At 42.1% G+C, this 18605-nt stretch carries 22 protein-coding genes; 21 read left to right on the top strand and 1 reads right to left on the bottom strand.

The annotated features are described in order from the left end of the window. Nucleotides 1-16: 16 nt before the first annotated feature. The 19 genes from D7Z94_RS23175 to D7Z94_RS23085 all read left to right on the top strand — a co-directional run bounded on the left by D7Z94_RS23175 (nt 17) and on the right by D7Z94_RS23085 (nt 15289). Nucleotides 17-1276, top strand: a complete 1260-nt coding sequence (locus D7Z94_RS23175; protein WP_120714007.1) for a DUF481 domain-containing protein — start codon at nt 17-19, stop codon at nt 1274-1276. A 36-nt stretch (nt 1277-1312) separates the two neighbouring features. Beyond that, nucleotides 1313-2098, top strand: a complete 786-nt coding sequence (locus D7Z94_RS23170; protein ID WP_120714006.1) for a carboxylesterase family protein — start codon at nt 1313-1315, stop codon at nt 2096-2098. A 51-nt stretch (nt 2099-2149) separates the two neighbouring features. Then, a complete protein-coding gene (locus tag D7Z94_RS23165; RefSeq protein WP_120714005.1) occupies nt 2150-2926 on the top strand; it encodes a 3'-5' exonuclease in 777 nt (258 codons plus the stop codon). Between the two features lie 162 nt (nt 2927-3088). Continuing rightward, nucleotides 3089-3700, top strand: coding sequence for a fumarylacetoacetate hydrolase family protein (locus tag D7Z94_RS23160; RefSeq protein ID WP_120714004.1), 612 nt, complete (start codon nt 3089-3091; stop codon nt 3698-3700). Next, nucleotides 3701-4039 (top strand): Hpt domain-containing protein, encoded by a 339-nt coding sequence (locus D7Z94_RS23155; protein WP_120714003.1) that lies wholly within the window; start codon nt 3701-3703, stop codon nt 4037-4039. Continuing rightward, nucleotides 4039-5286: a competence/damage-inducible protein A gene (locus D7Z94_RS23150; protein ID WP_120714002.1), complete on the top strand. Its 1248-nt coding sequence runs from the start codon at nt 4039-4041 to the stop codon at nt 5284-5286. Before D7Z94_RS23155 ends, D7Z94_RS23150 begins: the two co-directional genes overlap by 1 nt. A gap of 66 nt (nt 5287-5352) precedes the next feature. Continuing rightward, nucleotides 5353-5589: a 50S ribosomal protein L28 gene (gene rpmB, locus D7Z94_RS23145; RefSeq protein WP_120714001.1), complete on the top strand. Its 237-nt coding sequence runs from the start codon at nt 5353-5355 to the stop codon at nt 5587-5589. 4 nt (nt 5590-5593) lie between these two features. Next, complete coding sequence (rpmG, locus tag D7Z94_RS23140) at nt 5594-5776, top strand: 50S ribosomal protein L33 (protein ID WP_120714000.1); 183 nt, start codon at nt 5594-5596, stop codon at nt 5774-5776. A 37-nt stretch (nt 5777-5813) separates the two neighbouring features. Continuing rightward, entirely contained in the window at nt 5814-5966 is a 153-nt protein-coding gene (locus D7Z94_RS23135) for a DUF4295 domain-containing protein (protein WP_120713999.1), read from the top strand. Nucleotides 5967-6249: 283 nt separating this feature from the next. After that, nucleotides 6250-7206, top strand: a complete 957-nt coding sequence (gene ftsY / locus D7Z94_RS23130; protein ID WP_120713998.1) for a signal recognition particle-docking protein FtsY — start codon at nt 6250-6252, stop codon at nt 7204-7206. Nucleotides 7207-7343: 137 nt separating this feature from the next. After that, on the top strand, nt 7344-8084 hold the full coding sequence (locus D7Z94_RS23125) for a DUF1538 domain-containing protein (RefSeq protein WP_120713997.1): 741 nt from the start codon (nt 7344-7346) through the stop codon (nt 8082-8084). A 14-nt stretch (nt 8085-8098) separates the two neighbouring features. After that, nucleotides 8099-8887 carry a DUF1538 domain-containing protein gene (locus tag D7Z94_RS23120; RefSeq protein ID WP_211341848.1) on the top strand — a complete coding sequence of 263 codons (789 nt, stop codon included), beginning with the start codon at nt 8099-8101 and terminating at the stop codon, nt 8885-8887. After that, a complete protein-coding gene (locus D7Z94_RS23115) occupies nt 8877-9224 on the top strand; it encodes a P-II family nitrogen regulator (RefSeq protein WP_120713996.1) in 348 nt (115 codons plus the stop codon). The genes D7Z94_RS23120 and D7Z94_RS23115 overlap by 11 nt, the downstream gene beginning before the upstream one ends. Nucleotides 9225-9274: 50 nt before the next feature. Then, nucleotides 9275-9676 carry a CBS domain-containing protein gene (locus tag D7Z94_RS23110; protein WP_120713995.1) on the top strand — a complete coding sequence of 134 codons (402 nt, stop codon included), beginning with the start codon at nt 9275-9277 and terminating at the stop codon, nt 9674-9676. A 190-nt stretch (nt 9677-9866) separates the two neighbouring features. Then, nucleotides 9867-10595: a class I SAM-dependent methyltransferase gene (locus D7Z94_RS23105; protein ID WP_158594712.1), complete on the top strand. Its 729-nt coding sequence runs from the start codon at nt 9867-9869 to the stop codon at nt 10593-10595. 297 nt (nt 10596-10892) lie between these two features. Next, complete coding sequence (locus D7Z94_RS23100) at nt 10893-12137, top strand: serine hydrolase domain-containing protein (RefSeq protein WP_245967286.1); 1245 nt, start codon at nt 10893-10895, stop codon at nt 12135-12137. Nucleotides 12138-12284: 147 nt separating this feature from the next. Beyond that, nucleotides 12285-12707 carry a DUF1330 domain-containing protein gene (locus tag D7Z94_RS23095; protein ID WP_120714070.1) on the top strand — a complete coding sequence of 141 codons (423 nt, stop codon included), beginning with the start codon at nt 12285-12287 and terminating at the stop codon, nt 12705-12707. A 49-nt stretch (nt 12708-12756) separates the two neighbouring features. Continuing rightward, entirely contained in the window at nt 12757-13350 is a 594-nt protein-coding gene (locus tag D7Z94_RS23090) for a DUF1349 domain-containing protein (protein WP_120713992.1), read from the top strand. 64 nt (nt 13351-13414) lie between these two features. Then, nucleotides 13415-15289 (top strand): sulfatase family protein, encoded by a 1875-nt coding sequence (locus D7Z94_RS23085; RefSeq protein ID WP_158594711.1) that lies wholly within the window; start codon nt 13415-13417, stop codon nt 15287-15289. A gap of 44 nt (nt 15290-15333) precedes the next feature. Here the strand turns inward: D7Z94_RS23085 and D7Z94_RS23080 are convergent, their stop codons facing one another. Then, complete coding sequence (locus tag D7Z94_RS23080) at nt 15334-15771, bottom strand: nuclear transport factor 2 family protein (RefSeq protein WP_120713990.1); 438 nt, start codon at nt 15769-15771, stop codon at nt 15334-15336. A 270-nt stretch (nt 15772-16041) separates the two neighbouring features. Here D7Z94_RS23080 and rimO point away from each other — a divergent pair, with 270 nt between their 5' ends. Both rimO and D7Z94_RS23070 read left to right on the top strand, forming a co-directional pair. Continuing rightward, nucleotides 16042-17343 (top strand): 30S ribosomal protein S12 methylthiotransferase RimO, encoded by a 1302-nt coding sequence (rimO, locus tag D7Z94_RS23075; protein ID WP_120713989.1) that lies wholly within the window; start codon nt 16042-16044, stop codon nt 17341-17343. 217 nt (nt 17344-17560) lie between these two features. Further along, on the top strand, nt 17561-18553 hold the full coding sequence (locus D7Z94_RS23070) for an SMP-30/gluconolactonase/LRE family protein (RefSeq protein ID WP_120713988.1): 993 nt from the start codon (nt 17561-17563) through the stop codon (nt 18551-18553). Nucleotides 18554-18605 lie beyond the last annotated feature (52 nt).

The following is an 18605-nucleotide window of genomic DNA, read 5'->3' as shown; positions in this document are numbered from 1 at the left end:
CCAAAGACATTTTTGAATGAAGTATTGCCTCCATAGAAATTGGAGATTTCTGTATTTTACCCTATTTACCTTCCTTTTGTTCCAAACCAGTTTTTCACAGGAAGAAACCAAGGCAAAAGGCCGAATCAAACTCTTTATCGAATGTAGTTGCGAGCGAAGCTATATTCGGCAGGAGATCAATTTTGTGGATCATGTTCGTGACCAAGGTCTGGCCAATGTAAATCTTTTTATCTATGATATTGCCAATGGGAGTGGTGGACGTACCTATAAATTAGAATTTGAAGGAGTTGGCGCATATGAAGGTACTTTGGCACAACGTTCCTATGATACCAATGTAAACATGACTGCCGATGAAGTACGCAACGGCCTGGTAGTAACTGTGAAATCGGGTCTTCTGGTATATCTCATACAGTCTGATTTGGCCGAAAAGATAGATTATAAAATAACAGCGGAAGGACTGAGCCAACAGCAGGATATCGATTTTGATGATCCCTGGAACAATTGGATTTTTGAAGTATATGGCGAAGCTGACCTGGATAGGGAAACCAGCAGGAGGGAATTTGAATATGAAGTTGGTTTTGAGAGCGACCATGTTACGGAAAATTGGCGTATAAGGACCGACCTACAGTTGAATCAGGCCAATGCCGAGTTTGAACGAGACGATGAGACCTTTACCAGTGAGCGTTTTCGTTATTCGGGTGCCGGAAGTATTGTTAGAAGTCTATCTGACCATTGGTCTGCGGGTATTTTTGGAGGTGCACGGCACGATACGTTCACCAATCTCGATTTTAGGTATTACTTCACACCTGCAATCGAGTACAATATATTCCCCTACCGAGAGGTGTTGCGTAGGGAAATTGTCTTTGCCTATAAAATTGGATATTTCCACAACGATTATATAGAACCTACTATATTCGGACAGATGCAAGAAGGCATCTTCAACCATTCCTTGGATGTACAGGTGCGTTATAGGCAGCCTTGGGGCAATATCTATTCCCGCTTAAGGGGCTCTACCTTTCTGGACGATTTTGAAAAAAATAGGATACAACTTTTTGGTAGGTTCTCCATACGGGTCTTTAAAGGTCTGGCCATAAGTTTTTCCGGGGATTTTGAAATTATCAGAGATCAGATCAACCTACCTGCCGGGGATGCCTCTATAGAGGATGTATTATTGCAGCAACGGCAAATTGCCACGGACTTTGAACTAGGGTTCGGATTTGGTTTAAGCTATACTTTTGGTTCGGCCTTCAATAATATTATCAATACCAGATTATAACTTTCATTGGGTATCTTTATAGTGAATTAGACCGGAATGAGACGTTTTCTAATACTCTGTATAGTCCTAGTAGTTTCTTGTGGGCCGAAGAAGTCCGATCAAGATGTATCCGCTTATCAAAAGATGGAATTCAAAGACAGGAACGGCCTACTTCCCTACCGTATTTTATTGCCGAAAGACTATGACAAGGATAAAGCATATCCCCTGGTATTGGTACTCCATGGGGCAGGGGAAAGAGGAAATGATAACGAGTCCCAATTGAGCTATGGTGCGGACCTATTTCTTCAAGAGGATATCCGGAAAGAATATCCGGCTATTGTTGTCTTTCCCCAATGTCCGGAGGATGGATACTGGGCGAATGTAAAAAAGGAACAGTTTCTTCTCTTCTTTACCTTTACTTTTTATCCGGATGGCGAACCTACTTCGGCCATGAAATCGCTTCAAGGATTGTTAAAAAATATTACGGAAAATTATAAAATAGATTCCAAAAGAATGTTTGTGGGCGGACTATCTATGGGCGGTATGGGAACATTGGAGCTGGTACGAAGAAATCCCGGGACATTTGCCGCAGCCTTCGCCATTTGTGGCGGCGCCCATCCAGATACCGCTCCCCAACTAGTAGGTACACCCCTGTGGCTTTTTCACGGAGATTCCGACATGGTAGTGGACTATGAACATTCCCAAAAAATGGCCGCCGCTTTAAAAAAGGTGGGGGGAGAGGTCAAATTTACTACCTATGAAGATGTAAACCACAACAGCTGGGAAAATGCCTTTGTGGAACCCGAGCTTTTGCCATGGCTGTTCTCACATTCTTTGGAATAAATTTTTAGTAATTTATCTTCATGGGAAAATCTATGGCTATCTTTGCCAAATATGGAATTAAAACTCACAAAACCCATTTGTTTTTTTGATTTGGAGACCACGGGCACCAATGTGGCGAAGGACAGGATAGTGGAAATTTCCATTTTGAAAGTACATCCCAATGGGAACAAGGAAAGTAGAACTTGGTTGGTAAATCCCGAAATGAAGATTCCCGAGGAAGTTATTGCCGTTCATGGTATTTCCAACGAAAAAGTGGCCAATGAGCCTACGTTCAAAGAGCTCTCCAAAGAGATCTATAGTATGATCAAGGACAGTGATTTGGGCGGATTCAACTCCAATCGTTTCGATATTCCCTTGTTGGCCGAGGAGATGCTCAGGGCCGAAATAGATTTTGATATGAAAAATATGGTTTCGGTAGATGTACAGACCATTTTCCATAAAATGGAAAAACGGACTTTGGCCGCTGCCTATAAGTTTTATTGTGATAAGGAATTGACCGATGCCCATAGTGCCGAGGCGGATACCCAAGCCACCTATGAAGTCCTACTGTCACAATTGGAGCGTTACCCGGAATTGGAGAATGATGTGAAGAAATTGGCAGAGTTCTCCACACATAAAAAGATGGTGGACTTTGCAGGATTCATTGCTTTGGATGACAATGGAGAGGAGGTCTTTTCTTTTGGAAAACACAGAGGTAAAAAAGTATTGGATGTTTTGGAACAGGAACCAGGTTATTTCGGATGGATTCAGAATGCAGATTTTCCCTTATATACCAAAAAAGTACTGACGGGCATACGACTTAAAAGCCTTAATTCCAAGTTGGGATAAAGTAGCAATGTACTGTACGCAGTGAAAGAAATTCAGCAATATAAATTTACAAACTTCCATACTTTTTGAACTTTCGTCCATTGACTTAATAACTCAGTAACTCTCAATAACCTATTAAATCAATAACTCTGATAACTCAGTAAACAACAAAACCTGATCCCAATGAAACTCATCTGTATAGGTAGAAACTACACGGAGCATATCCGGGAGCTGGCCAATGAAAAACCTGAATCTCCAGTACTATTTATTAAACCGGATTCGGCCATACTGCCCAAGGAGCAGGATTTTTACATACCGGACTTTTCCAATGATGTACATTATGAGGTTGAAGTATTGGTGAAGATCAAGAAGGTTGGAAAGCATATCCATAAGAAATTTGCACATACCTACTATGATGAAATAGGTCTGGGAATTGATTTCACGGCTAGGGACTTACAAGCCCGGTTAAAGGAAAAAGGATTACCTTGGGAAAAAGCCAAGGGCTTTGATGGGGCTGCCGTCATTGGCGAGTGGCTGCCGAAGGCCAAATTTAAAGATTTGGATGAACTGAGTTTTTCACTTTTCAAAAATGGGGAGGAAGTACAAAAGGGAAATACGGCGTTGATGCTTTGGAAGATAGATGAACTTATTTCGTATGCATCCGAGTTTTTTATGCTGAAAAAAGGGGATGTAATTTTTACAGGTACTCCGGCCGGTGTTGGAAGAATTCAGGCAAATGACTATCTTTCGGGAGTATTGGAGGGGCAGGAACTATTTTCCGTAAAAATTAAGTAGATGATTTACAACCTAGATAAAATCAATGAAATGGCCGAAGGTGATGAAGATTTCATCAATTCCGTCATTTCAGTATTTTTGGACGAAGTGCCCCAGGATTTGGAAGCTTTACAAAGTGCCTTGAAACAAGGAAACTATGACCAGGTGTACAAATTGGCCCATAAAATAAAGCCCAATGTAGACCTCTTGGGTATGGAACAGACGAGGGCCGCTGCCTTGGAAATAGAGACCTTAGGAAAGAAAGAAGCTAATATGGCTGAGATCGAGAGAATCTTTCCCTCTCTTAAAAAGGATATCGATCAGGTAGTCTCCGAGCTTAAAAAAGACTTTGGTCTATAATGCTTGCCGAAATCATTACCATTGGCGATGAGATTCTCATTGGCCAAATAGTAGATACCAATTCGGCTTTCATAGCCAAGGAACTGAACAAAATTGGGGTTTCCGTTTTCCAGATAACTTCGGTTCAGGACGATAACGACCACATCATAAAAGCACTAGGGGAGGCCGAGGAAAGAGCAAATGTTGTTATTGTCACTGGTGGATTGGGTCCAACTAAAGATGATGTCACCAAGAAAGCCTTTTGCGAATTTTTCCAGGATACTTTGGTCAAGGACACGAAGGTTTTGGCCTATATTGAACATTTATTCGCCAAATATATTTCCACTCCCATTTCGGATATCAATAGACAGCAGGCCTGGGTGCCTTCCAAAGCCATGGTATTACATAATGCCCACGGAACTGCTCCAGGGATGTGGATGCAATCCAATGAGGTATCCTTTATTTCACTTCCGGGAGTTCCCTTTGAGATGAAAAATTTAATGGTGAACGAGGTAATCCCAAAAATCGTAGAAAAGTTCAAGCGTCCCTATATCATTCATAAAACTTTGGTAACCTATGGTCTGGGGGAAAGTGCAATTGCCGAGAAAATTGAATCTTGGGAAGAAAATCTCCCGTCCTTTATCAAAATGGCTTATTTACCCAACCTAGGGAAAGTCCGATTGCGATTAACCGCCAAAGGGACAAATAAGAAAGTTCTGGAAGATGCCATTGAGCAGGCATCCCAGGAACTATATCCTTTGATCGGAGATATTCTATACGGCACCGAGGATGAAGAGACCCTAGAGGAGGTAGTTGCCAAATTATTGACCCAAAAGGAGCTGACATTAGCCACCGCCGAAAGCTTTACCGGGGGAAAGATTGCCCAACAATTGACCAGTATACCTGGAGCCTCGGCCTATTTTAAGGGAAGTGTGGTGAGCTATGCCACGGAAACCAAGATGGATGTACTTGGGGTACCCCTGGATAGTATAGACAAACACTCAGTAGTAAGCGGTGAAGTCGCTAAAATCATGGCCGAAAACGTAAAACACTTGCTTAAGGCTAATTTTGCTATTGCTACTACCGGAAATGCCGGTCCCACAAAAGGGGATTCGGATGAGGAGATCGGGACGGTATATATTGCCATAGCCACCCCAGAGCATGTTTTTGCGGAAAAATTCAATATGGGGAATCATAGGGAACGTATCGTTCAAAAGTCTGTCCATAAGGCACTTGAATTGCTTCAGAAAGAAATTTTAAAAATCTGAACTAAATTTTGTCCGTACCGTAAAAAAGATATAAATTTGCACCCTGTTTAAAGAAAATCCAGCGCAATGTCAAAAGTTTGTGAAATTACGGGTAAAAGGGCAATGTTCGGAAACAACGTTTCGTTTTCCATCAACAAGACGCGAAGAAGGTTCAACGTAAACCTTTCCAAAAAGCGTTTCTATATCCCTGAGGAAGACCGTTGGGTTACCTTGAAGGTTTCGGCCAAGGCTTTGAAGACTATCAACAAAAAAGGGATTTCCGCTGTTTTAAAGGAAGCTAAGGCGCAAGGATTTATAAAGTAAGACAATGGCAAAGAAGGGAAATAGGGTACAGGTAATCTTAGAGTGTACGGAGCACAAGAATTCAGGTGTTCCAGGTACCTCAAGGTACATCACAACAAAAAATAAGAAGAACACTCCAGAGCGGATAGAAATCAAAAAATACAATCCAATCCTAAGGAAGGTTACAGTTCATAAAGAAATTAAGTAAATTTCCGCAAAACGGAAGAGAAGATACAATACGAGTCATGGCAAAGAAAACGGTAGCAACTTTACAATCCAGTTCTAAAAGATTGACCAAAGCAATAAAAATGGTAAAATCACCTAAATCCGGGGCCTATACTTTTGTGGAATCCGTTATGCCACCGGAAATGGTAAATGAATGGATTGCGAAAAAGTAACGAAATTTCCAAACATATAAAGAAGCCGTCCGCAAATTTGCGGACGGCTTTTTTTATGACCAACACCAAACTTCAAATGGTCGAGTGCATTGTAATTTGATGGTAAAGACCGTTACCTTCCTTCCGATAGTATCAATTTTCCGACCTAGGATTTGTTTTGGTCTGTCCTAGTACCTAACTTAAAACCTCTCCAACAGGTGGTTTCTTACCTTTAACCAAAGACTTTCCCTTGGGTTTACGCCATTTACTTTCATATCTTTGACAAAAGCATTTTATAGGACATATGAGCTTATTCAAAAACATATTTTCTGCCAAGAAAAAGGAAACGCTGGACAAGGGACTGGAAAAGACCAAGACGAATTTTTTCTCAAAATTGAGCAAGGCCGTTGCCGGTAAATCCAAGGTAGATGATGATGTATTGGACAATCTGGAAGAGGTTTTGGTGACTTCCGATGTTGGCGTGGATACCACCCTAAAAGTCATTGAGCGTATTGAGGCCAGGGTGGCCAGGGATAAATATATGGGGACCGATGAACTGAATACTATTCTTAGGGAAGAGATTGCCGACCTACTTTCCGAGACCCATACCGGGGAAGAAACGGAATACAGCATCCCCATGGACAAAAGACCGTATGTTATCATGGTCGTTGGGGTCAATGGTGTAGGCAAGACCACCACCATAGGAAAATTGGCCTACCAGTTTAAAAAGCAGGGATTAAAAGTAGTATTGGGTGCGGCCGATACCTTTCGAGCCGCGGCCATAGACCAGCTGCAGGTTTGGGCGGATAGGGTAGATGTACCCATAGTAAAACAAAAAATGGGCAGTGATCCTGCTTCCGTAGCTTTTGATACCTTAAGTTCCGCGGTTTCACAAGGAGCCGATGTGGTCATAATAGATACCGCCGGCCGCTTGCACAATAAAGTGAATTTAATGAACGAACTGACCAAGGTGAAAAAAGTAATGCAAAAAGTGGTGGACGATACCCCGCATGAAGTTTTATTGGTATTGGATGGTTCCACAGGACAGAATGCCTTTGAACAGGCTAAACAATTCACCAAAGCTACCGAGGTAACTGCGTTGGCGGTCACTAAGTTGGATGGAACCGCCAAGGGAGGTGTAGTTATCGGTATTTCAGATCAATTTCAAATTCCCGTTAAGTATATTGGTGTAGGTGAGGGGATGGAAGATCTTCAGGTTTTTAACAAGTACGAATTCGTGGATTCCTTTTTTAAGATTTAGGTGGGGAAGAAATAATTGAAGCATGGAATTTCCAGGTTGATATGCAGGGTCTTTGAATATAAGTAATCATATAACTACAGGACAATTTTAGTGGGATATGAATATAAAAGGAATTTGGGCAAAATGGAAACAGCTTCATGTATAAGGCCTATATTCTGGACATATCAAAAAAGCTATGGGCGGCGGTTACGGATCTGATTCCGATAGTTGTAGTGGTCGTTTTTTTTCAAACCGTTGTTATTCAACAGCCCTTCCCCGAAATTGGTGAAGTTATTATAGGCATTCTGTTCGTTATCATCGGGTTAATGCTTTTTATTGAAGGGTTGGAAATCGGATTGTTTCCTATCGGGGAGGCCATGGCATATGCCTTGGCCAAGAAGGGAAGTCTTTTTTGGTTGTTAATTTTTTCCTTTGCCCTTGGCTTTTCTACCACCATAGCCGAACCGGCGCTGATAGCAGTGGCCAAGGAAGCCTCAATAATATCCTCGGACGCCGGGTTGATCGAGAATAATCAAAATACCATGAAAACCTACGCCTTTGGCCTGCGTTTGGCAGTTGCCTTTTCTGTGGGTCTGGCCATTGTTATTGGCGTATTGCGTATTCTTAAGGGTTGGCCCTTATATTACCTGATTATAGGGGGCTATGTGCTGGTGATGTTAATGACCATTATTGCCCCTGAGGAAATCATCGGTCTGGCGTATGATGCAGGTGGGGTCACCACGTCTACCATAACCGTACCATTGGTCACGGCCTTGGGTGTTGGTCTGGCCACCGTTATTAAAGGTAGGAGCCCCTTATTGGATGGTTTTGGCCTTATTGCCTTTGCATCACTTTTGCCTATGGTTTTTGTTATGGCGTATGGATTATTTTGGTTTTAGCTAAAACGTAGCCTATGTTCGATTTTATGATGGAATTTGTATGGATCCTTATATATACCCTTAGGGACGTACTGCCTATTATAGCATTGATCGTTTTCTTTCAATGGTTCGTCTTAAAGCAACCAATACCCCATTTGAAGAAAGTTGTGTTGGGAGGGGTTTATGTGGTACTAGGACTCGCTTTGTTCCTTATGGGATTGGAAAAGGCCCTTTTTCCTTTAGGGAAAATTATGGCGACCCAACTGTCCGATCCCGCTTTTATTGAGGCAAGCGGAAATGCGTTGACCGATTGGAAATCGTATTATTGGATTTATATTTTTGCCGCGCTGATCGGGTTCTCAACAACCATTGCCGAGCCATCCCTTATAGCTGTGGCCATTAAGGCCGGCGAAGTTTCCGCCGGGACCATCAGCCCTTGGGGACTACGGATTACCGTGGCTATAGGCGTTGCCTTTGCCCTGGCTCTGGGGACATTTCGAATAGTAACCGGAACACCCTTGTTCATTTATATTATGATAGGGTATATGGTCGTAATTGTCCAGACTATTTTTGCGCCCAAACGACTTATTGCGTTAGCCTATGACTCCGGAGGGGTCACCACTTCCACGGTTACAGTGCCCTTGGTGGCCGCACTTGGATTAGGATTATCCACTGCGGTACCCGGTAGGAATCCCGCTGTGGACGGATTTGGCCTTATCGCTTTTGCCAGCTTGTTCCCCATAATAACCGTATTGGGCTATGCCCAGTTTATGAGCCTAAAAAATAGAGTATTAAAAATTAAAATGGAGAAAGATGCAGTTTAAATTGATTATGGCCTTTGTTAAACCCAATATCTGTGATGATGTTGTGGATGCTATGAAAGAGGCCGGAGCTACCGGAGCTACCATTATCCCGGCCAGAGGTACGGGAATTCATGAAGCGAAGTCCTTTTTTGGACTTAGTATCGAGGATAAGACGGATATCATCGTGTTTCTGGTAGAGGAACACGTGGTGGAAAATCTTCTAAAGGTTATCCGGGAGGCCGGAAAATTCGACAAACCCGGAACGGGGATCGCCTTTGTTTTACCGGTAGAACACATTGCCGGTTTGGAAAGTCAGATGAAGAAGTTTAAAGATCAGGCGAGGGACAAGTATTTTTAAGACATTCCGTAATTTAGGGAAATACGGATTAAGTATAAACTAGAGCAAACATGGATACAAAAAGAGGATTTCAAGGGGCCAAGGACGTCATGACCAAAAGAGTGGTCTTAATAGACGGGATGGCCACGGCCAAGGAGGCCGTTGATGTCATGCGCAAAGAAGGTGTTGAAGCCTTGATCGTTAAAAAGCGTCACCCGCAGGATGCCTATGGCATTGTGGTGATACACGATTTGATCAAAGGCGTCATCATTCCCGACAAAACTTCCGAGGAAGTAAACGTATTCGAGATCATGACCAAACCGGTCATCAGTGTTCCGGCCGATATGGAGGTGCGCTATGTGGCCAGTCTGTTGATGAAAGTCGGGTTCCGGATGGCCCCGGTGGAGGAAAATGGGGAATATATCGGGATGGTCTCTATTTCGGATCTGATATTGGATAATTTACTTTTCTAGCACTACTAAAGGCTGAAAAGTCACTTAATGTCTAAAGAAATTATTGTGTCCGAGGACCCCTTATTTCGGATATTTTGTATCCATTATTTTCTTTTTATTGTTTTGGTCATTGTTAATCACAACTGCGGTTTAATACATTCACAGAATCTCAATGAAACAAAAACATTCCTAAAACCTAAGCCCGATGACTATGGCCAGCGAATATGACCAAATTACCGCATTCCATTACTCAGCTTTTCGACCTTCGTTACACTTACCGATTTTAAAGGAATGTTTGGAAGAAGGCGTACAGCATTCCTTTGGGTTGGACGTGGGGTGTGGAACGGGACAATCTTCCATTGCATTGACCCATTTTTGCAAAAAGGTGATGGGGATTGAACCGAGCAGAGAAATGTTGGAAAAATCAATTCAACACCCCAGGATAACCTATAGCTACTATAATGGACAAGATTTCAACTTTTCGGATGACTGCTTTGACCTTATTGGTTTTGCCGGTTCCTTGTATTATGGAAAATCCCAACAATTGCTGGATGAGGTTATAAGAGTGGGCAAGAACAATTCCCGGACAATCATTTATGATTTTGAATTATCCTTGGATACTATACTTAAAAGGCTAAATTTAGAACCTTCGCTTGAACAAGATTCACATTACGATCACGAAGTGAACTTCAACGGTTTAAATCAAGAACATATAAAATTGGAAAAGGAGTTCAAAGGGAATTTGCAATTGGAAATTTCCATATCAAATATTTCACACCTATTGTTGTCTTCCAAAGACAATTACAACTTGCTATTGGAATCTTTTGGAAAAGACGATCTTTACCAGACGGTTTTAAAAGAACTTCGTTCAAGGATGAATTCGGAAAATATAGTTATCGGCGCAAAGACCTATTCAACGGTGTATCGCATCAAAAAATAGGTATTAAAAATGTTGATATTCAAAAGGAAAAAGCTTATCCTACTGTGCAAAACCATAGGTGAAACTATATGTAACTTGGCTATCAAGGAATTTTACCGCACCGAAGTAATCCAAAACAAGGGAATTAAGAATTGAGAAAAGTATGGGAGAAATTCCCGTTGGCGAAGGTTCACATGACAAGTACAGAAATTAAAGATAATGGTAAAAAATATCGCAGCTAATAAAAGGATTGATCTTCTTTGCAACTGTAGGCAGGTTCAATAATTTAACCTTTATCCGTATACTAAAATCAGAAATATGAATAGACTAGTTTTAATACTTTTTATGGGCCTTGTGCTTTCTTGTCAGGAGAAAAAGAGTTCCGAAAGAGCTCAAGAAGATACTCAAATAAGTACTCGGGACTCCTTGACACGTGAACTGAATCAAATTCATGAAGCCGGATTTATCAACGGCTTTGGGGTTGCCCTGGTGAATCAAGACGGGATTTTATATGAAGCAGGAATAGGATTCTCTGATATGGAAGGCAAAAGGGCATATACCGAAAACACGATTCAAAATATTGGCTCGGTCTCCAAAACATTAATTGGAATAGCACTTCTAAAGGCACAAGAAATGGGAAAATTGAATTTGGACGACCCTATAAATCAATACCTTCCCTTTAAGGTGAACAATCCAAATTACCCTAAACTGCCCCTTACGATACGGCATTTAGCAACACATACATCTACTATTTTGGATACGGATTTTTACAACGCCAAAGCTTATGTGCTTAAGGATGAACAGGAGAAATCGAATCCGGATTCTGTAAAATTGAATGAGAATTTCAACGCTCCGGACTCTCATATGCCTATGATCGACTTTCTGGAAAAAGTACTTTCCAAGAAGGGAGAATGGTATGGGAAGGATGGGTTTTCCCAAAACAAGCCCGGAGAAATTTATGAGTATTCCAATGTTGGGGCCACTTTGGCCGGCGCAATTTTGGAAATCGCCGTTCAAAAACCGTACAGCGAATTCACCAAAGCACATATTTTGGAACCCTTGGGAATGTCGTCCTCCGGGTGGGCCTTTGAAAACATCGATTTGACCCAACATTCCAAACTTTATTCCGATCCAAAAACCGAAATTCCATGGTATTCCCTGATAACGTATCCCGATGGAGGATTAATAACAAGCAGTAATAATTTAGGAATTTATCTTTCTGAATTGATTAAGGGTCACTCTGGCGGGGGAACTTTGTTGCAAAAAGAGAGTTACGATGAACTCTTTAGGGAGCAATTGCCAGCGGGCAGTTTTCCGGAACGGGACGAAGAGGATGACTATGATGATGAGTACAATACGGGAATCTTTATGGGATTTACGCCAAGAGGTTACATTGGCCATACGGGTGGGGATCCCGGGATCGCAACCTATATGTTCTTTAATCCGGAGACAAAAATTGGACGAATTTTAATAATCAATACTTCCGTTTCCAATTCCGGTGGTGTAGATGAGTTTTATTCCATCTGGAATACACTGGGGAAATACGAGAACAAATTGAAGTAACAAAAGCTAGCTAGTAGCAACCTAGGTCAATTGGAATTTTACCGATTCGGATTTATTTACCTGATATTCAAAGAAAACCGATGAAAGGGTTATCTTGTACTAGGATGCATTTGGTTTAAAACTTTGAACCTATTAAAATCAAAACCTTTGAAAACATATATTGGACCAACGGACGAATCGCAAAAGGAATTCTATCTACAGTTTAAAGGAAAGGGTCCCATAACAATGCTGAATCTAGTGAAGTTTAAGCCTATCGCCGAGTATTCTGGAACAGGGATGCCGCAGGCAAAGGAAAGGATTTCCGGAAAGGAAGCCTATGCCAAGTATTTGGAATTGACCCTTCCAGTAATGAAGAAAGCTGGCGGTAACATTAAGTTTTATGGCAGCTGTGGAGATTTCTTGATAGGTCCGGAAAATAAAGGTTGGGACGCCGTATTGTTAGTTGAATATGAATCTGTTGATGTTTTCGTAGCGTTTGCCCAAAGTGAGGCCTATCTTAAAAATGCCGGGCATAGGACCGCCTCACTCGAAGATTCCAGATTACTTCCAATAGTAGCATCGGAACTATAATTCAGTTGTTATCTTAGTGGTCTACGGTCATCTTAAAAAAGAAGTCCATATGAAACAAATGCAATGGTTTAATGAACCGGAGGAGTGGAACGTTGATGAAAACGATTCGCTTTCCATGTATGTGACCCCTTATACGGACTTCTGGAGAATCACCCATTATGGATTTACGGTGGATGATGGTCTCTTCTACCATTGCACACTTGGCGGGGAGTTTCAATTGAACGTTAAATTAACGGGAGAATACAGAAATAGGTTTGACCAAATGGGTTTAATGATTCGTAAAGATGAAAAAAACTGGATTAAAACCGGAGTGGAATATGTGGATAAAAAAATGCATGTAAGTGCCGTGGTCACATTCGAAAAAAGCGATTGGAGTGTGGTAGAACTGCCACATAATCCTCAGTCCATCTGGCTAAAGGTTATCCGACGTTTGGATGCAGTGGAAATATATTATTCCCTGGACAACAAGGGTTTTAAAATGCTTAGATTGGCCTATTTTCCTGATAATACCCCCGTTATGGTCGGGCTGACTGCAGCCGCACCGGATGGTGATGGGTTTAAGGCAGTATTTGAGGATTTTAAGATTAGACATTTGCCTGACGTACGAAGGAAAAAATGGCTCGAGGATAACAAACCTGATTAACGGATTACCGGGCACTTTAATCCAAATATTGAAGTTCACCCAACGAAATACACAAATGGCCCGTATGAGAAAAACAAAATACAAAGCTTTTGTACAATATTTGGCAGTTATAGTATCAACAGGGATATTGTTATCCTGTCAATCGGAAAAGGTTGAACTTCCGCCTCCGAATATTGTATGGATTACCTCGGAGGATAACTCCAAGCATTATCTTAAACTTTTTGATGAAAATGGGGTATCCACTCCAAACATTGAATCATTGGCCGAGCAAGGGTTGGTCTTTACCAGGGCTTTTTCCAATGCTCCGGTATGTAGCGTAGCCCGATCCACTCTAATTTCCGGATGTTACAGCCCTCGGATAGGGACGCAATTCCACAGAAAATATATTCCTGTTCCTATGCCGGATTCGCTGCAAATGTTCCCCTCATACCTACGCGAAGCGGGCTACTTTACTTCCAATAACCAAAAAAAGGATTATAACATTATTGAGGGAGAAGGAGTATGGGACGAATCCTCCGAAGAGGCCACCTGGCGGCATAGAGCGGGTGACCAGCCATTTTTCCACGTGTTTAATATCGGGGTCTCCCACGAGTCCGGTTTGCACTTTTCTTCCCAGGAAATGGACTCCATTGTTACAGAAACAGGGGAGAATACATTTGAAGTTCAACCCAATCATCCGCAAACCCGAACTTTTAAATATACCAACGCCTATTATCGGGATAAGATCCGTACCATGGATAGCAAAGTGGGCGAAGTAGTAGATCAATTGAGAAAGGATGGATTAATGGAGAATACCTTTATCTTTTACTTTGGTGATCATGGCGGGGTTTTGCCGGGCAGTAAGGGATATCTGTACGAAACCGGCCTGCATATACCGCTGGTTGTCCGTATTCCCGAAAACTATAGACATCTGGTGAATTTCTCGACGCAAAGCACAGTTAAGGGCTTTGTTAGTTTTGTAGATTTTGCACCTACTGTATTGAATCTTGCGGGGATTACCATTCCCAAAGAAATGGACGGAAAACCATTTTTGGGTCCAAAACTCACTCCTGACGAACTGAATGCGCGAGACATAACTTTTAGCTATGCGGACCGGTTTGATGAAAAATATGATATGGTCCGTGCGGTCCGCAAAGGAAAATACAAGTATATCCGAAGCTATACGCCCTTTAACCCAGATGGATTAATGAATAACTACCGTTACAAACAATTGGCCTACCAGGAATGGCAAGCAATGTATGCCATGGGAGACTTGAACGAAATACAATCCGCCTTTTTTGAACCCCGGCAACCCGAACTGTTGTTCGACGTGGAAGCCGACCCCTTTGAGACCGTAAACCTTGCCGATCAGCCTGGTTATGAGGATATACGCGCTGATATGCACCTAACGTTGAATACATGGGTAAAAGGAATGCCAGATCTTTCCTTTTTTCCAGAACATTACCTGATAGAGCAAGCCTTTATCGATCCTGTAGTCTTTGGAAAGGAGCAACATGAAAAAATTAAGCACTATGCGGATATTTCCAATCTTTCCCTTTTACCTTTCAAGGAAGCCAAAGATCAGTTGATAGCCAGTCTTCAATCCTCCGATCCGTGGGAGCGATACTGGGCAATTAGTGTATGTAGTAGCTTTCGGGAGAGGGCAAAGGCATTGGAGGCACAAATAAGTGAATTGGCCTTAAGCGATTTGGAATTGATCAATCGGGTGCGGGCGGCTGAGTTCCTTGGAATTGTTCAAGCGGCCAATCCTTCGGAAATCATGTCAAAAGCGCTTTATGAGAGTAAAAAACCGAGTGAGGCATTGCTCATACTAAACTCGATTGTTTTAATGCAATCCACCAACTCGGCTTATACATTTGATTTGGACAGGGATAAAATAGCGACTTTGGTTGCGGAAGACGCTCAGGTGAAAAGGCGTTTGGATTATTTAATCCCATAGGAACAACTAGAAAAGCCAAGGAGGTTGATTTGCTTGCGAAAGCACTAATCCGTATAGTTGTGATCCGTGGTCAAATGGGACAATAGCTGCCAATCCTCGGTATCTTTTTTATAAATTCGGGTATATTTGATCCAGAAGGGATTTTTGTTTTTTCTACTTATGGTTGTTTTCCCCTTTATTATGGCAATACCATTACCAAGGGTCACGTTTTGAGCGTTGACCACTCTGGAAATATAGGTCCCTTCCTCGGAGGCCTTTTTTACATCGCTCAACCATTGCTGTTTATTCTGTGCATCTCCTGAACCATGGGTGAAAACAAAGTTTTCGGCATAGGCCTTCTCCAGAAAGTTTATATCGCCATTTGCCACCGCATTTTCAATAGCCGTTTCAAAGGCCATTATCTCTCTTTCTCCATCGGAAACTACAGGTTGGGCTTGGCTCCATAGGGGGAGAACCAATAAAAATGCGAGTAAACACTTCATGGGATTAAATGTAACAATTATTCAAACAGCATGCATAAACTAAATTGTTAATTGATCAAAGCTTCGTTCAATTTCCACAGGGAATCTAATGTTTCATTAGCCTTTGTCCGTCAGGGATCTAAATTAATGGACTTTTTAGTCAATAGAAATCCGTTGTAGGGATACCGTTAGGTTGTGGCCACCTTAAAAATTGAAGAAATCGCTCTAAAATAAACTTGTTCCAAGACCTTGTTGTACTTTTGCACCTGCCCGGAAGTAAGGGACAAAGTTATGCGCACGAAATCCATTAAAAAGAACAGGATAAATGTGGTCACTTTGGGTTGTAGCAAAAATGTCTACGATTCAGAAGTCCTTATGGGGCAATTGCGTGCCAATGATAAGGAAGTGGTCCATGAGGAGGAAGGCAATGTGGTGGTTATCAATACCTGTGGGTTTATTGCCAATGCCAAGGAAGAAAGTGTAAACACCATTCTGGAATACGTACAGAAAAAAGAGGAGGGGCAAGTCGACAAGGTTTTTGTTACTGGATGTCTGAGTGAACGATACAAACCTGATTTACAAAAGGAAATTCCGAATGTGGACGAATATTTTGGAACCAGTGACCTTCCCAATCTGCTCAAAGCTCTAGGTGCAGACTACAAACATGAGCTGATCGGGGAGCGTCTGACCACCACTCCAAAGAACTATGCTTATCTAAAAATCGCCGAAGGGTGTGACCGACCTTGTTCGTTCTGTGCCATTCCCCTAATGCGGGGTAAGCACAAAAGCAAACCTATTGAGGAATTGCTGGCCGAGGCGGAAAAATTAGCAGCCAAAGGTGTAAAGGAATTGATTCTGATAGCGCAAGATCTTACCTACTATGGTCTGGATTTGTACAAAAAACGAAATCTGGCCGAATTGCTTCAAAAGTTAGCTAAGGTAGAAGGCATCGAATGGATACGGCTGCACTATGCCTTCCCTACCGGATTTCCGATGGATGTTTTAAAGGTTATGCGACAGGAACCTAAAATCTGCAACTACATTGATATTCCCTTACAGCATATTTCCGACGCTATATTAAAGAGTATGCGCCGGGGTACCACGCAAACAAAGACCACAAAATTGCTTCAGGATTTTAGGGCGGCCGTTCCGGAAATGGCTATTAGAACCACCTTGATCGTTGGGTACCCGGGAGAAACTGAAGAAGATTTCTTGATCCTTAAGAATTGGGTGAAGGAAATGCGCTTTGAGCGTCTAGGTTGTTTTACCTATAGCCATGAGGAAAATACCCATGCCTATAATTTGGTCGATGATGTGCCTGAAGGGGTAAAGCAGCAACGTGCCAACGAAATTATGGAAATCCAATCCCAAATATCCTGGGAACTGAATCAGCGAAAAATAGGAAAGACGTTCCGATGTATTATTGATCGAAAAGAAGGCAATTATTTTGTTGGACGAACCGAATTTGATTCCCCGGACGTGGATAATGAGGTTCTTATCGATGCTACCAAACACTATGTAAAGGTTGGTGATTTTATAAACATTCGGATTACGGAAGCAGCCGATTTTGATCTATACGGCGAGCCTGTTTAATTGCTGTCCTGGGTTCCCCGAAAGAATAACATATCGAGACAGTATAGTAAAGTGCCAAATTCCAAATCTATCGTCTAGTATCTAAAACCGAACAGGGGTTGGAAGGACACGGCATGCTTTGCAAGAGGACTCAAATGGATAGAGTTTTGATTTATTCCTTATTTTAGTGCAGACCAACGCGATAATCACTTTTCCCATTTTGAAAAACAATAGATTTATGAAAGCCAACTTGCAATTTGCCCTTCTTGGATTGCTTCAATGTGTTTCCTGTCAGGAAAGCCATAATTTCTCAATTGAGATTTTAGATGATGAGGCACTCAGTCTTATTGATCCAAACACTGAAATAGAAGTAATCGGAAGTGGGTTCGAATGGACGGAGGGTCCTTTATGGATCGATTCGGGGAGCTATCTGCTCTTTTCGGACATTCCGAATAATACGGTTTTCAAAATTGATGAGGCCGGTGATTTGACTACATATTTAAAACCTTCCGGCTATTTGGGTGAGGCTTTCGATGGAAAGGAGCCCGGTTCCAATGGATTACTTTTAGATCCCACGGGGAGATTGGTTCTCATGCAACATGGAGAACGAAGGGTGGCCCGAATGAAGACCTCATTGGATGCACCCAATCCCGATTACGAGGCTGTTGTGGATAACTATCAAGGTAAACGTTTCAATAGTCCCAACGATGGGGTTTTTGATAGCCGGGGCAATCTTTATTTTACGGATCCACCCTATGGACTCCCCAAGCAAATGGAGGACCCGAACAAGGAGCTCGATTTTCAAGGGGTGTACTGCCTAAATACGTCGGGTGAACTCATTTTGGTAGATCAATTGACCCGACCCAATGGCATAGCTTTGTCCCCGGATGAGTCTAAGCTGTTTGTGGCTGTTTCAGATCCGGAAAGTGCGGTTTGGTATCAATATGATCTTACAGCTCCGGGAATGGTAAAGGACAAGAGGATATTTTATGATACCACTTCGTTAATTGGCCAAGAGGGTCAACAAGGATTACCGGATGGTATGAAAATGCATAGTAAAGGATATCTTTTTGCCACAGGCCCTGGAGGCATATGGATATTCAATATTTCGGGAAAAGCTATTGCACGGATTCATACCGGCCAAGCTACGGCCAATTGCGAATTTACCACCGATGAAAAGACACTTTTTATGGCTGCGGATGACTATATGTTGAAAGTATCCTTAAAATAGACTTTGTCCGATTGATCCATGAAAAGCTTTGGATTTCATCGAATAGTTTTCC

The organism is Ulvibacterium marinum, assembly GCF_003626755.1.
GTDB classification, from domain to species: Bacteria; Bacteroidota; Bacteroidia; order Flavobacteriales; family Flavobacteriaceae; genus Ulvibacterium; species Ulvibacterium marinum.
The sequence above is the reverse complement of the archived record's forward strand: the minus strand, read 5'-3'. Positions and strand labels throughout refer to the sequence as shown.